Source organism: Microbacterium sp. TPU 3598 (genome assembly GCF_002356155.1).
GTDB classification, from domain to species: domain Bacteria; phylum Actinomycetota; class Actinomycetes; order Actinomycetales; family Microbacteriaceae; genus Microbacterium; species Microbacterium maritypicum_A.
This window is the reverse complement of record NZ_AP017975.1, coordinates 1,064,230-1,077,830: the sequence shown is the minus strand read 5'-3', so window position 1 is coordinate 1,077,830 and position 13,601 is coordinate 1,064,230. Positions and strand designations below refer to the sequence as shown.

The window sequence follows — 13,601 nt, the reverse complement described above, 5'->3', positions numbered from 1 at the left end:
CCCTAGAGCGCCGCCCGGACAGACGGAACCCCGCCGACGCGGACAGTGCGCGGAGTCCGGATCGTCCGTGTCCGGGTCGGTTCAGTCGCCGAGGTCGACCGCGAGCACGAGGACCGGCGTGAGCGCAGCCCGCTCGACGACGATCGACGGACCGGCCGAGTCCACGATCACTCCGGCGATGTCGGCGTGGCTCGTGAGGACCTTCGCCAGCTGCTCCGGCGCGAACGGGAGCGGACGGTCACCGCGTCCGAGCGCGATGACCTCGAGCGGGTGCGAGAACAGCTGCAGGAACCGACGTCCGTCGGTCGTCTGCGCTTCGGCGATGCCGACGGGGCCACCGCCGGAGCCGTCGTTGACCGCGACCCACATCCGCGTGGTCGCAAGGGCTTCGCCGACCTTGACGACGGAATCCTGTTCCCGGGGAGCGGCGAGGATGCTCTTCACCGTCATGTCGACATCGGCCTGCTCGAGCGTCTTCTGCAGCAGCTCCGTCGGGAACACCACCCGATGCGGGGCCGACGCGTTGTCGACGATGAGGCCGGCGAAATCTCCGGACACGACCTGCTGCAGGACCGAGGTGACGGGCTGGGCCACCGCCGAGGTCGACGACGGGTCCGCTTCGAGCTGCACGGAATCACGTACCGCGCCGGCCGAGCTGAACGCCAGCATGTACTGGTTGTCTTCACTGTCGCGGACGACGGCGACGGAGAGCGCCTTCCCTTCGCTGATCTGGGCACGCGCATCGCCGTTCACGCGGATGTAGAGGTGTCCCTGAAGAGCCTGACGCATGACGCCGAGGAGCTGGTCGTTGGTCGCGCCCGCCTCGATCTCGCTGAGGGCCTCACGCAGGAGGACATTGTCCTTCATGCCGGCGACGGTCTCGGTCTGCTCCGGCGGCAGCACGGAGGCCAGAGGCAGGCGCCGCTCCTGGGGCGTCTCGGGCTGAACGGGCGGAGAGGGAGAAGCCTGCGGCGCGGCGGGCGCCGCAGAGACGGACGGGGCGTCGGAGTTCGAAGTGCCGTCGGACGTCGGAAGGGAGACCTCGGGGCCGGCCTCAGCACCGACGCCCCGGAACGCCTGCACCGAGATCCCGATCGAGGGCGCTTCGACGGGCTGCTCGGCGGTCGGGCTCTCTGACGTCGTGTGCTCTCCGGCGACCGCGCCCGCACCGTTCGGCGTGGTGTCGTTCGGTGTGGTGTCGTTCGGCGCGCTATCGCTCGCGACAGCCTCGGCGGTGGGGGCGACGACATCGTCACCGGACTTCTTGCGGCGGGAGAAGAGGGCCATATGAGCCAGCCTAACCGGCAATCCGCTCGGTGTTTCGCCGAGGCGGAAACACCTGCGGTGGGCTAGATCTTCTCGATCGGCGCGACCTTGATGAGGAGCTTCTTCTGCCCCGCCGAGTCGAATCGCACGTGAGCGATGCGCTTGGCCCCCTCGCCCGTCACCGCATCCACCCGCCCTTCGCCGAAGTCGACGTGACGGATGCGGTCGCCGGCGGCGAGCTCGAGATCACCGTTGTCGCGCATCTTGGCCGTGACCCGGTTGGGGAACTTGTCCATCGCCGTCGACAGCGGCTTCAGGGAGTCTCGACCCGGCAGCGACTTCACCGCGAAACGATCGCCCGAGCCCGAGCCGCCGAAGCCGCCCTGGCGACGCGCGTTCAGTGCGCGCGACTGCATCCCCCCGCGCGAGTTCACGTCGCCCGGAGACTGTCGCCAGTCGATCAGGCCCGCCGGGATCTCCTGCAGGAAGCGGCTGGGCATCGCCACCGTGACCTCGCCGAACTGCGCCCTCGTCATCGCGAGAGAGAGGTGCAGACGCTTGCGCGCACGCGTGATGCCCACATAGAAGAGACGGCGTTCCTCCTGCGGTCCCCCGGGCTCGCCGGCCGAGATGCGGTGCGGGATGAGATCTTCCTCGACGCCCGTGACGAACACGGCGTCGTACTCCAGGCCCTTCGCCGTGTGCATGGTCATGAGCGAGACCGAGCCCGACTCGTCGTCGAGGTCATCGGCATCCGAGACCAGAGCGACCTCGGTGAGGAAGTCGACGATCGTGCCCTCCGGGTTGTTGCGCGCGAAATCACGAGCCACCGCGACGAATTCGTCGAGGTTCTCCACGCGCGCCTCGTCCTGAGGGTCGCGGCTCGCACGCAGGGCGTCCAGGTATCCGCTCTTGCCCAGCAACAAGCTCAGGCCGTCGGCCACCGCGGTGGGGGGAGGCAGTTCGCCGCTCGCGGGGGTCAGGATGGCGGCGGCTTCAGCGAGCACCGCGTCGAGCTGCCCGATCGCCGCCTGGATCTTCGGCCCGACCCCGAGCTGACCCGGCATCGACAGCGCATCGCGGAAGCTGATCCCGTGCTCCTCGGCGAACCGTGCGATGGCCGTCTCCGTGACGTCGCCGATGCCGCGCCTGGGCTTGTTCAGGATGCGGCGCACCGACATCTCGTCGGCCGGGTTCGCGACGGCGACGAGGTAGGCGAGCGCGTCCTTGATCTCGGCGCGATCGTAGAACTTGGTGCCGCCCATGATCTTATACGGCACCGCCGAGCGGATGAAGATCTCCTCCAGCGCACGGGACTGCGAGTTGGTGCGGTAGAACACCGCCATCTCGGAGTAGGGCATGCCGGCGCGGTGCAGGGCCTCGACCTCGTCAGCCACGAACTGCGCCTCGTCGTGCTGCGAGTAGCCGGTGAAACCGATGATGGGATCGCCGTCGCCCTTGTCGCTCCAGAGCTTCTTGTCCTTGCGATCGAAGTTGTTGCCGATCACCGCGTTCGCCGCCGACAGGATGTTCTGCGTCGAGCGGTAGTTCTGCTCGAGCAGCACGACGCGGGCGCCGGGGAAGTCACGCTCGAACTCGCTGATGTTGCGGATGTCCGCACCACGGAACGCGTAGATCGATTGATCGGAGTCGCCGACCACGGTGAGCGAGGCACCGGGTTCGCCGGCGTCTGCGGTGGGGGCGGGATCGGGCTCGAAGATCATCATGCCGTTGGAGGCATACGGATCCGGCGCGGCACCGGCAGCACCGGACACGGGGCGCGTGAGCTCGTGGATCAGCGAGTACTGCGCGTGGTTCGTGTCCTGGTACTCGTCGACCAGGATGTGACGGAAACGACGACGGTAGGTGTCGGCGACCTGCGGGAACGCTCGGAACAGATACACGGTCTGCCCGATGAGGTCATCGAAGTCGAAGGCGTTGGCCTTCTGCAGCTGCCGTTGGTAGTCGGCGAAGACCTCGACGAAGACGCGCTCGGCCGGGTCGCTCATGTTGGCCTGACGCGCATACGACTCGGCGTCGGACAGCTCGTTCTTCAGCTTCGAGATGCGCGACTGCACGGACGCGGGTGTGAGCCCGTAGGCATCGGCCTCGTGCTCTTTGACCAGGCGCTTGAGGAGAGCCCGCGAATCGCCCGAATCGTAGATGGTGAACGACTTCGTGTACCCGAACTGCTCGGCCTCGCGACGCAGGATGCGCACGCACGCGGAGTGGAACGTGGAGATCCACATGCCACGGGCGGCATCGCCGATCAGCCCTTCGACACGCTCGCGCATCTCGCCCGCGGCCTTGTTGGTGAAGGTGATCGCGAGGATCTGGCTCGGCCATGCCTCTCGGGCCCGCAACAGCGAGGCGATGCGGCGGGTGAGCACGCTCGTCTTGCCCGATCCGGCGCCCGCGACGATGAGCAGCGCCGGGCCGCGGTAGGTGACGGCCTCGAGCTGCTGAGGGTTGAGGCCGGCGAGGAGATCGTCCTGCCCCGGGGCTCCCGACGAGCGAGGACCGGCGGTGGAGGGGACGATGAGAGGAGCTTCGGTCATGGCCCTATGAGTCTAGGCGTCGGCACCGACACCGCGGCACGGCCTCGCGCCGTCCGGAGGCCTGCTCACGACGCGGCGTCCCGAGCAGGCTACCGGGTCTCCAGCGCGAGACGTCCGGCCAGGAGCACGTACGTCGCGGCGAAGGAGCGGCGCAGCCACGTCATGACCCTCGGTCGCCCCAGCACCTGGGCGCGCATGGTGGCCGCGAAGACGCCGTACAGCGCGAAGACCACGAACGTGAGCGCCATGAACACCAGGCTGAGCCCGACCATCTGCCAGGTGCCGTTCGGCGTCTGGGCCGGGACGAACTGGGGCAGGAAGGCGAAGAAGAAGATCGTGAGCTTGGGATTGAGCACGTTGATGAGGACAGCGGTGCGGATCACACGCCAGGACGACAGCGGGGCGACGCTCTCGTCGGCCTGGATCAACGACTTGTCCCTCATGGTCTGCCAGGCGAGGAACAGCAGATAGGCGATGCCGAGCCACTTGATGGTCTCGAACGCGACCGCGGAGGCGTTCAGGATCGCTGCGAGCCCCGTGATCGCGGCGATCATGTGCGGGATGACACCGAGGGTGCAGCCGAACGCGGCGATGACGCCCGCTCGGCGTCCTCGCGAGATGCCCGCCGCTATCGAGTAGACGGCACCGGTCCCCGGCGTCGCGACGATCACCAGGGTGGTCAGCAGGAATGCGATGCTCATCGACGGCCCTCCGCGTGCGGTCCTTCCGCGCCTCCCCCATGTCTAGCGGTGCCGGGGCCCGCGCGCATCCTCCATTGCAGATGATTCACGCGGAGCGGCGGGCACGTGACCGTCCGGCCATGGGAGGGCGCACACGAGCGCACGCGCGCGCCCCCTCCCATGGCTCATGCCGTGCGCTTGCGCCGCACGGCCACCGCACCGGCGGTGAGCAGCATCAGCGCCAGTGCGACGGCGGCGACGGGGAGTTCCGCACCGGTCGTCGCCAGCCCACCGACCCCTGCCCCGGCCTCTCCCCCGGCCCCGGCCCCGTTACCCGCCGCGACGCGGAGGTCCGCCCAACCGAGGAGCGCGCCGCTCGCGTCGAACACCGCGATCCTGTGCGCGCCGAGCGGAGCGTCCGCCGGGACGGTCACCGAGATGGTGCCCGCGTCCGTGAGCGTCCCCGACGCGATCCGCGTCGGGTCGGAGTACATCCACACCGACACGTCCGTTCCCGTGCCGCCGGCCCCGACCGTGATCGTGACCTTCTGCCCGCGGGTCGCGACCGACGGGTCCACCGTCAGACCGTGGCGATTGTCGTCGACGAGGCCGGTGCCCGGGAGCGGCGGGGTCTCGCCGCCGGGGGTGCCGTCGTCGACTCCCGGCAGCGTTCCCGTGCGCAGCGCCTCGGAGGCGAACCCGTCGGCGAACCACCACACCGGGCGCTGTCCGTCGACCGACAGCGAGGCCGGCGCGGTCGCGAAGCCCTCGTTGTTGATGTCGGGCATCCCGGCAGGGCGGGCGTAGTGCACGAGGCTCGGCTGCCCGGTGCCGTTCAGCGTGATCTCGGCGGAGCGGCCCTGGCAGCCGTCGTCGCACACGGCCCACAGGGTGTTGCGCACGGTGTCGTAGTCGAGCGCCATGACTCCGGTGAGACCGGGAGCGATCTCCGACACGAGCGTCGCGGAGCCGTCGGCCCCGAGGGCGAATGCGTAGACGTGACCGTTGTCCTCGACCGCGACGAAGAACAGCCCGTCACCGTGACCGGCATAGTCCTTCGGGTCGTACGCCGCACCCGTCCTGTCATCGAAGAGCTTTCCGGCGAGCGCGGCATCCGGCACCCACTGCACGGCCTCCATGCCGAGGTTCGCCCCGACGGCAGGAAGCAACGCGGTCAGATCCCATTCCTGCTGGGCGACGAGATCGCCGTCCGAGGCCTCGGGGTCGACCTTCAGCACCACGTTCTGGTTCACGCCCTTGGCGCTGTTGTCGCGTTCGGACGCCACGTAGACGAAGCCGTCTCCGTCGACCGTGATGCCTTCGGTGTCGGGGCCCGCGGCGCCCGGGTTCGCGGCGTCCTTCTGGAAGCGCACACGCTTGCCCGCATCCCAGCCGTCGACCTTCTCGACCGAGCCGTCGGCGTGCGCCTCGAGCTTCCAGATACGGCCTTGTCCGTTGTCGACCGCCCAGAGGAACGCGCCGTCGGCGGTCTCCTGCACGTCGAGCCCCGAGCTGTCCTCGAGGAACGTCGGGATGCTGTCCACCACGCGCACCTCGGCAGAGCCGGGCCACGGCGACACGGCAACCTCACCGGTGCACACGTTCGCGGTGCCCTTCGTGGGCGCTGCGGTGACGGCGAACGCGCCGCTCGTGTCGGGGCAACGCCCCCAGGTGGTGGCGGCGTGGCCCGCACCCCAGGTGGTCTCGTCCACGAGCAGGTCGCCGTCGAACACCCGCACCGCATCGCCAGCGCCGAGGCCGAAGCCGAGCTGCGCCCGCTCGATCACGAGGTACTCCCCCGCACCGATCGACGTACCGGCCGGGATCGCGTACGCGTGGGTGTCGTCGTCGTCCTTCACCACGATGCCCGACACATCGAGCGCCGTGCTCGTCGGGTTCACGAGCTCCACCCAGTCGTCGGGCGAGCCGCCGTCGGATTCGACCTCGTTGATGCGCACGGGGTTGCCGCAGGCGTTGCGCAGCCCCTTGGTCGAGACCGCGATGTCGACGAAGTCGCCGGTGGCATCAGCGCAACGCGCGAGGACCCCTGCGGCATGCGCGGCGTACACGTGCTCATCGACCGTGTTGCCGTTCGCGTCGCGGATCGACACGGTATCGCCGTTGCCGAGACCGAAGACGAAGTTCGTGGGCTGGTCGAAGACGAAGTAGCCTCCGGGCTGCAGGATCGTGCCTGCGGGCAACGGAGTGGTTTCACCGGCGTGGCCGACGGGGTCGCTGTCCATCACGGTCCAGCCGGAGAGGTCGACCGCCGTGCTGCCGGTGTTGACGACCTCGACCCAATCTGTGGTGTCGCCGTTCGACTCGATCTCGTTGATCACGACGTCGGGCATGACGCACGAGTTCGTGGCGCCCGGGGTCGGGTGCGCGAGCACGAAGGAGCCGACGCCGTCAGGGCAGCGCGCCAGGGTGGCCGCGGCGAAGTCGCCGTCGATCGCCGCGTGCCCCTGCCACGGGAGCGTGTCGTCGATCATCGCGCCCGAGGTGTCGTAGAGGCGGATGCGGTCGGCGCTGCCGATGCCGATCGGCTCGCGGAATGCGGCCTCGACGCCTCCGGAGACCCCGACCGTACCCTCTTCGACCACGAGGAACTGTCCCGCGCCGATCTGCGTTCCCGGGAGGAACTGCCAGCGGTGATCGTCCGAGTTGTCCCGGATCTCGTAGCCCGAGATGTCGAGCGCAGCGGTGCCGGGGTTGTAGAACTCCACCCAGTCGGCCGGCTGCGAGTCGACCTCGTTGATCACGATGGAACCGGCGACAGGAGCAACCTCGCAATCGTTCGCAGCGCCGGGCGTCACCTGCGTCGCCGGCGCCCAGGTACCCGTGCCGTCAGGGCAGCGCGCCCACACCGACAGCGGCGCGGTGTTCGCATAGGCATAGGAGTCGACCTCGGTGCCGTCCGGGTCGAAGAGCACGACCTCGTCGCCCTTGCCGAGCCCGAACGCGAAGTCGACGTCCTTCACCAGCACCAGGAACTCCCCCGGGGCGAGCGACGTGCCATCCGGGGCCGCGCCGAAGGTGTCGCGCTTCTCGTCCGCGATCTTCCACCCCGCGAGATCGACCACCTCGGTCCCGGCGTTGTAGATCTCGACCTGGTCGGCGAGGCCGGTCGCCGCGTCGTCGTAGACGATCTCGTTCAGGACGAGACTCGGAGCGGTCGACGTCGCCACGGACGGGCGGATGCCGGGGTCGGCGCCGATCGCGGCGATGGGAGTGGCGAGCAGGGCGGCGGCGCTCAAGGCGCACACCGCCGTGACCGCCGCTGCACGGTGCAGGCGGGGCATGGAGGACTCCTGGGTGGCTGGGCCGGCAGACCCCAGGGTGCAGGGCCGGACCGGAGGGGGGACTCAGTCGGGTACCCGCCCAGACCACCGACCCCACGTGGCCGCAGAGGATCCGCCGAGTGCACGGCAGATGAACGGAAGGTGGCCATCCGCTGCCCACGTCTTCGCCGTTCCCGGTTCCCGTCCCGGTCGCACTTGCCGCCGCATCAGAGCGTCCGGAACGGCGGGTGGTGCGACCGGAACGTGCCCGAGGGGAAGAGCCTCAGGCGATGCGCGTGCCCGGGGGCAGCCGGCGAGCCGGCGTCCGCGTGCGCGCCCATGCCCCCGCGAACAGCGAACCCGCGATGACGATCTGCACCCCCAGGCCGACGAACCAGCTCGGCACCGTCGAGTCGATCACCTCTTGGGGTGTGCGGTACCCGCCACCGGGGTCGCACTCGTCCCAGCGCTGTTCCAAGGGCGAGAGCTGCGCGCTGCGCAATCCGTACTTGATCTGACCGAACATGTCGACGGGATAACCCCCCGTCGCGTACTCGGTCGGGGTCGCGTCGGCGAGCACGACGAACGGGTTCGCGGCGAGCGTCCACCACACCAGATCGAACCGAGGCACATCCTGGGTGCTGTTCACCTCCCAGCGATCACAGTCCGGCGTGCCGTTCGCGTCGTACGGGCGCGAGTACACGGTCGCTTCGCTGCGCACCGCCATGCCGCCGAGTCCGAACACGATGAGCGTTCCGAACACGAGCGCGGCGACGACCAGGTAGGTCGTCGCGACCGAGAACAGCGGACGCGCGATGAGTCCGCTCAACCCCACTCCGATCGCGGCCACGATGATGATCTCGGCCGCGAGCACGAGCAGGGAGATGAGCAGCACGGCCGGGTTCGCTCCCCCGCCCAGCAACGACAGGGCCAGGAACGGCACCGCGACCACCAGGAAGGCGCCGCCGGTCGCCACGGCCGCGACGAGCTTGCCGAGCATGATGTCGCCGGTCGACGCGGCGGTCACCTGCACGGCCGCGAGCGTCGCGGCATCGCGATCCCCGTTGATCGCGTTGCCGCTGAGCGTCGGCGACACCAGCACGACCAGCAGCAGCACGATGTTGACGACGATCGAGTAGACGCCGGCACCGACCGCATCGCCCCAGGAGTACACGGCGAACGAGAGCCCCGTGACCCCGAGCAGCACCAGGGCGAAGACCCCGAGCAGCACATACCAGCCCACGCTGCGCAGGCGCTGGGTCAGTTCGAGTCGGGCGATGATGCCGATGTTCGCGAGGCTCATGCGCCCGCCTCCGTTCCGGTGGATGCCTGGGGTGGTGTCGCATGATGCAGGTTCAGGAACGTGTGCTCCAGCTGGTTCTGCGCCGGAGCGAACTCCACGACCGGGAGCCCCGCCTCGATCAGATGTCGAAGGGCCTGTGCTGCGGCATCCTCTCCCTCGAATCCGACGAGCACCGCTCCACGATCCTGCGAGAGGGATTCGGGGGCGATACCGAGATTCGAGGCCACCTGCCAGGCATCGGCCTTCATCCGATCCTCGGTGGCACCGGCGAGACGCACCCGCCACGCGCGCAGCATGCTCCGCGCCGGTGCGGCATCGACGACGGCACCGGCGACGAGGAAGACCGCGTCGTCGACGACCTCTTCGAGCTCCGAGAGGATGTGGCTCGAGATCAGCACGGTGCGCCCCTCCGCCGCGAAACGGCGCAGCAGCACCCGCAGCTGCACCCGCGCCTCCGGATCGAGACCGGAAGCCGGTTCGTCGAGGAGCAGCACCTGCGGGTCGTTCACCAACGCGCGTGCCAGGCCCAGCTTCTGCTTCTGCCCTCGCGACAGCACCTTGGCCGGGGAGTCGGCGAGTTCGGTCAGCCCGACGAGGGCGAGCAGCTGCTCCGCACGGACCGCGGCCTGCGGCTTCTCGATGCCGTACAGGCGGGCGGTCGTGACGATGGTCTCCCGTGCGGTGAGCGACGGCCACGCACCGAGAGCGTCCGGCATCCATCCGAGCAGGCGTCGTGCGGCCAGCGGATCGACGGAGGGGTCGACGCCTCCGATGCTGATCGTCCCGGTGTCGGGAGCGAGGAGGGAGGCGAGCATCAGCAGCAGAGTGGTCTTGCCTGCTCCGTTCGGCCCCACGAGGCCGGTGACCCGGCCGGGCTCGGCCCGGAGAGTGGCGCCCCTCACCGCCTGCACCGTCCCGAACGCTCTGCTGACGTCTTGCACCACGATTCCGGTCATGCGGTCAGTCTGGCATCCGGAGTCCGTCGCCTCCGGGACCTCGGGGCGGATGTTCAGGCCCGGCCGCAGAGGGGTGACACAATCAGCTCATGCGCACGATCCTCAACATCATCTGGGTCATCCTCGCCGGCTGGGCCCTGTTCCTCGGGTACGTCCTCGCCGGCATCCTGCTGTGCATCCCGATCATCACGATCCCCTGGGCGATCGCCTCGTTCCGCATCGCCGCCTACGCGATCTGGCCATTCGGCCGCGAGGTCATCAGCAAGCCCACCGCGGGTGTCGGGTCGTTCCTCGGGAACGTGCTGTGGGTGATCCTGGCCGGCTGGTGGCTCGCGATCGGACACATCGTGTCCGGAATCCTGCTCTGCATCACGATCATCGGCATCCCGATGGGCATCGCCGACTTCAAGATGGTCCCGATCTCGCTCATGCCGCTGGGCAAGGAGATCGTCTCCACCCGCCGCGGTGCCTTCGACCGCACCCTCTGAGCGGGAGTCCGCCGACACCGGCCCCATCCACACCGGCCCCATCCACACCGGCCCCTCTACACTGGGCCGATGGATGCCGCCCGTCTGATCGCCTGGGATCAGGAGCTCCGGTCGGCGCACTCCCGTCTGCGTGCCGCCCTCGCCGCCACGCGCGACGCCCTCGACCAGGGCACGGACGTCCCCGATGCCACATCGGAACTCGTGCTCTACTGCGTCGGATTCTGCGCCGCCCTCGACGGCCACCACGGCGCCGAGGATCGGCAGCTCTTCCCTGCTCTGCGCGCGGAGCATCCGGAGCTCGGCGGGATCATCGACAAGCTGATGCAGGACCACTCGATGCTCGCCCACCTGCTCGCCTCGCTGCGCGGTGCAGCCGAGCGCGGCGACGATGCGATCACGATCGGCGGTCACCTCGACGGGATCGCCGCGATCATGGAATCCCACTTCCGTTTCGAGGAACGCGAGATCCTCGAGCCCCTGCGCGCCCTGATGCTCGAGAGCGACGTGCAGAGCGTGCTCGGACCGCTCTGACGCCGCGGACCTGCGCGACCGCGTCAGCTGCGGAAGAAGGCGACGCCCAGATCCGGATGATCGACGAACACGCCATCCACGCCCTGACGTGCGATGACGCCCCACTCCGCCTCGTAGTCGCCGTAGGCGCCGCGCCCACCCCGGCCGCGGAACTCCGCCGCGAGGAAGGCGTTCTCCGGCCGGCACGTCCATGTGAAGACCTGCAGACCTCGTGCATGCGCATCCGCGACGATCGTGTTGCCCCGGTCGAGCAGCATCTTCTTGCTCACGCTGATGCCGTCGACCTGTCCGACGAGGGCGTCGAGCCCCTCCGGGGTGACGGTCTCCCTGTACGTGCGGGCGTGCGTGCCCTCGGCCACCAGGAGGTCGTACGGACGCCCCGACGCCTCGATCAGGTAGATGTACGATGCGGAGATCTCGCGTTCCCGCAGCTGCCCGAGCACGGTCGACTCGAAGCACTCGATCACCAGCGGCAGCTCCCCCTCGGCCCATCCGGCGTCGCGCAGCTCGCGGTCGATGAGGGGGGCCAGGTCCAGGCCGATGCTCGCGAAGTACGTGGCGTGCTTGACCTCGAGCACCACGCCGACCTCGCGTCCATGCTCCGCCGATCCGTCGCGCACGATGTCGAGCACATCGCGCAGGCGCAGGATCTGCTGGGCGCCGTCGAAGCTTGCGCTCGACGCCCGCACCTCGGGCAGCCGCTCGCGGATGCGCAGGGTCGACAGCTCGTCCCAGGTGAAGTCTTCGCTGAACCATCCGGTCAGCGCCTGCCCGTCGACGCGCTTCGTCGTCTTGCGGTCGGCGAACTCCGGATGTTCCGCCACGTCGGTCGTGCCCGAGATCTCGTTCTCGTGCCGCACGATGAGCACGCCGTCCTTGGTCGCCACGACGTCGGGTTCGACCGCATCCACCCCCATGGCGAGAGCGAGCTCATAGGAGGAGCGGCTGTGCTCCGGGCGATAGCCGGGCGCACCGCGGTGCCCGATGACGAGGGGTGATTTCCTGGGCACGCTCTCAGCGTAGAACACCCCGGCGGTGCGCCCTCCCGAGTATCGTGGAGGAAAGAGACCTACTACCCCCCTTTGGAGTGAGGCCCACCAATGAGCAACTTCGCTTTCAACAACCCTGCTTTCCAGCAGCAGGACCCGCGCAACGTCGCGACGTACCCGGGCGGACCTCAGGCTGCCCAGGGCGCGCAGAACGCCTCGCTCCAGCACGGAGCGATGGACGCTGCGGCCAACGCACAGCTCGAGGGCATGTACGCCGCCCCGCCGGCCGGAGCGATCGAGACCGACCGCATGTCGGTCGAGGACACGGTCTGGAAGACGGCCGGCCTGTTCGGCATCCTGCTCGTCACCGCCGCGATCGGCTGGGTGCTGACGCTCGGCGGCCTGGACGTGCCGCGATATGACCCGTACAACCCCGCGCCCGTCAGCATGCTGCCGTGGATCGTCGGCGCCCTCGGCGGCTTCGTGCTCGCGATGGTCATCACCTTCACGTCGCGCAAGAAGGTCCGGCCCGCGCTGATCTTCGCCTACGCGGCGTTCGAGGGCCTCTTCATCGGTGGCATCTCGGCGTTCTTCGAGGTCATCTACCCCGGCATCGTCTTCCAGGCGACGCTTGCGACCGTCTCGGTCGTCGGGGTGACCCTGGCTCTTTTCGCGAGCGGCAAGATCCGCGCGTCGAAGAAGGCGACGAAGATCTTCATGATCGCGATGATCGGCTACCTGGTCTTCTCGCTGCTGAACCTGGTCCTCATGTGGACCGGCGTGCTGCCCCAGGGCCAGGCCTTCGGCCTGCTGAGCGCCAACATCTTCGGCATCCCGCTCGGTGTCATCATCGGCGTGCTCGTCGTCATCATGGCGGCGTACTCGCTCGTGCTCGACTTCGATCAGATCCAGCAGGGCGTCCGCAACGGCGCTCCCCGCAAGTACGGCTGGCTCGGCGCCTTCGGCATCATGGTCACGGTCGTCTGGCTCTACGTCGAGATCCTGCGCATCATCGCGATCGTCCGCGGCAACAACTGACCGCGAACCGATCCGACCGCGTCGAGAGGCCCGACTCCCCTGGGGAGGCGGGCCTCTTCGCACATCCAGGCATGTGTGCGCAAGGGGTTGGCACGCGAGCAGCGATGTCGGCACTCTGGATACCAGAAGCCCCGGCACCCCGGGGCTCCCGATCCACAGGAGCTGACCATGAGTTTTCTCGGCTTTCTTCTTCTCGGCCTCATCGCCGGAGCCATCGCCAAGCTGATCCTTCCCGGCAAGCAGGGCGGCGGCTGGTTCATCACGCTGCTCCTCGGCGTCGTGGGCGCGCTGCTCGGCGGCTGGCTCGGCAGTCTGATCCTCAACCGTCCGCTCACCGAGTTCTGGGACCTCGGCACCTGGCTCCTCGCCATCGCCGGTTCCATCATCGTGCTCTTGATCTACGGCCTGATCGCCGGTCGCGGCCAGAAGGCGCGCAGCTGACGGCATCCGCCGTCGACGCCACGCGCGTCACCCTGATGCCCGTCCCCTTCGGATGCCTCGTGCACCCGAA

11 protein-coding genes are annotated in these 13,601 nt (G+C 68.9%); 4 read left to right on the top strand and 7 right to left on the bottom strand.

The features are described from left to right. Positions 1–81: 81 nt before the first annotated feature. From MST3598_RS05065 to MST3598_RS05040, 6 genes are all read right to left on the bottom strand, one after another. Entirely contained in the window at positions 82–1,287 is a 1,206-nt protein-coding gene (locus MST3598_RS05065; RefSeq protein ID WP_029258583.1) for an SseB family protein, read from the bottom strand. Between the two features lie 62 nt (positions 1,288–1,349). Continuing rightward, on the bottom strand, positions 1,350–3,824 hold the full coding sequence (locus MST3598_RS05060; RefSeq protein WP_029258584.1) for an ATP-dependent helicase: 2,475 nt from the start codon (positions 3,822–3,824) through the stop codon (positions 1,350–1,352). An 89-nt stretch (positions 3,825–3,913) separates the two neighbouring features. Further along, complete coding sequence (locus MST3598_RS05055) at positions 3,914–4,525, bottom strand: LysE family translocator (RefSeq protein WP_029266964.1); 612 nt, start codon at positions 4,523–4,525, stop codon at positions 3,914–3,916. A 164-nt stretch (positions 4,526–4,689) separates the two neighbouring features. Further along, positions 4,690–7,806, bottom strand: coding sequence for a lamin tail domain-containing protein (locus MST3598_RS05050; RefSeq protein WP_029258586.1), 3,117 nt, complete (start codon positions 7,804–7,806; stop codon positions 4,690–4,692). Between the two features lie 262 nt (positions 7,807–8,068). Then, positions 8,069–9,088, bottom strand: coding sequence for an ABC transporter permease (locus MST3598_RS05045; protein ID WP_021198879.1), 1,020 nt, complete (start codon positions 9,086–9,088; stop codon positions 8,069–8,071). Beyond that, positions 9,085–10,044 (bottom strand): ABC transporter ATP-binding protein, encoded by a 960-nt coding sequence (locus tag MST3598_RS05040; protein WP_021198880.1) that lies wholly within the window; start codon positions 10,042–10,044, stop codon positions 9,085–9,087. The genes MST3598_RS05045 and MST3598_RS05040 overlap by 4 nt, the downstream gene beginning before the upstream one ends. 89 nt (positions 10,045–10,133) lie before the next feature. Here MST3598_RS05040 and MST3598_RS05035 point away from each other — a divergent pair, with 89 nt between their 5' ends. Then, on the top strand, positions 10,134–10,532 hold the full coding sequence (locus MST3598_RS05035) for a YccF domain-containing protein (protein ID WP_021198881.1): 399 nt from the start codon (positions 10,134–10,136) through the stop codon (positions 10,530–10,532). A gap of 69 nt (positions 10,533–10,601) precedes the next feature. Then, the gene (locus tag MST3598_RS05030) at positions 10,602–11,063 is read left to right on the top strand and encodes a hemerythrin domain-containing protein (protein WP_029258588.1); all 462 of its coding nucleotides are present in this window, start codon (positions 10,602–10,604) and stop codon (positions 11,061–11,063) included. Positions 11,064–11,086: 23 nt separating this feature from the next. On the opposite strand, the gene MST3598_RS05025 is transcribed toward MST3598_RS05030, so the two are convergent. Next, on the bottom strand, positions 11,087–12,073 hold the full coding sequence (locus tag MST3598_RS05025) for a glycerophosphodiester phosphodiesterase family protein (protein ID WP_029258589.1): 987 nt from the start codon (positions 12,071–12,073) through the stop codon (positions 11,087–11,089). Positions 12,074–12,163: 90 nt separating this feature from the next. Between MST3598_RS05025 and MST3598_RS05020 the strand changes: the two genes are divergently transcribed. Continuing rightward, on the top strand, positions 12,164–13,090 hold the full coding sequence (locus tag MST3598_RS05020) for a Bax inhibitor-1/YccA family protein (RefSeq protein WP_021198884.1): 927 nt from the start codon (positions 12,164–12,166) through the stop codon (positions 13,088–13,090). Positions 13,091–13,258: 168 nt separating this feature from the next. Next, complete coding sequence (locus MST3598_RS05015) at positions 13,259–13,531, top strand: GlsB/YeaQ/YmgE family stress response membrane protein (protein ID WP_021198885.1); 273 nt, start codon at positions 13,259–13,261, stop codon at positions 13,529–13,531. Positions 13,532–13,601: the final 70 nt, after the last annotated feature.

What these genes read in the sequence shown, in the direction of transcription:
- MST3598_RS05050 (WP_029258586.1), bottom strand. Translation starts at nt 7,806, where the DNA reads ATGCCCCGCCTGCACCGTGCAGCGGCGGTCACGGCGGTGTGCGCCTTG.
- MST3598_RS05020 (WP_021198884.1), top strand. Translation starts at nt 12,164, where the DNA reads ATGAGCAACTTCGCTTTCAACAACCCTGCTTTCCAGCAGCAGGACCCG.
- MST3598_RS05065 (WP_029258583.1), bottom strand. Translation starts at nt 1,287, where the DNA reads ATGGCCCTCTTCTCCCGCCGCAAGAAGTCCGGTGACGATGTCGTCGCC.
- MST3598_RS05060 (WP_029258584.1), bottom strand. Translation starts at nt 3,824, where the DNA reads ATGACCGAAGCTCCTCTCATCGTCCCCTCCACCGCCGGTCCTCGCTCG.
- MST3598_RS05035 (WP_021198881.1), top strand. Translation starts at nt 10,134, where the DNA reads ATGCGCACGATCCTCAACATCATCTGGGTCATCCTCGCCGGCTGGGCC.
- MST3598_RS05045 (WP_021198879.1), bottom strand. Translation starts at nt 9,088, where the DNA reads ATGAGCCTCGCGAACATCGGCATCATCGCCCGACTCGAACTGACCCAG.
- MST3598_RS05015 (WP_021198885.1), top strand. Translation starts at nt 13,259, where the DNA reads ATGAGTTTTCTCGGCTTTCTTCTTCTCGGCCTCATCGCCGGAGCCATC.
- MST3598_RS05030 (WP_029258588.1), top strand. Translation starts at nt 10,602, where the DNA reads ATGGATGCCGCCCGTCTGATCGCCTGGGATCAGGAGCTCCGGTCGGCG.
- MST3598_RS05040 (WP_021198880.1), bottom strand. Translation starts at nt 10,044, where the DNA reads ATGACCGGAATCGTGGTGCAAGACGTCAGCAGAGCGTTCGGGACGGTG.
- MST3598_RS05055 (WP_029266964.1), bottom strand. Translation starts at nt 4,525, where the DNA reads ATGAGCATCGCATTCCTGCTGACCACCCTGGTGATCGTCGCGACGCCG.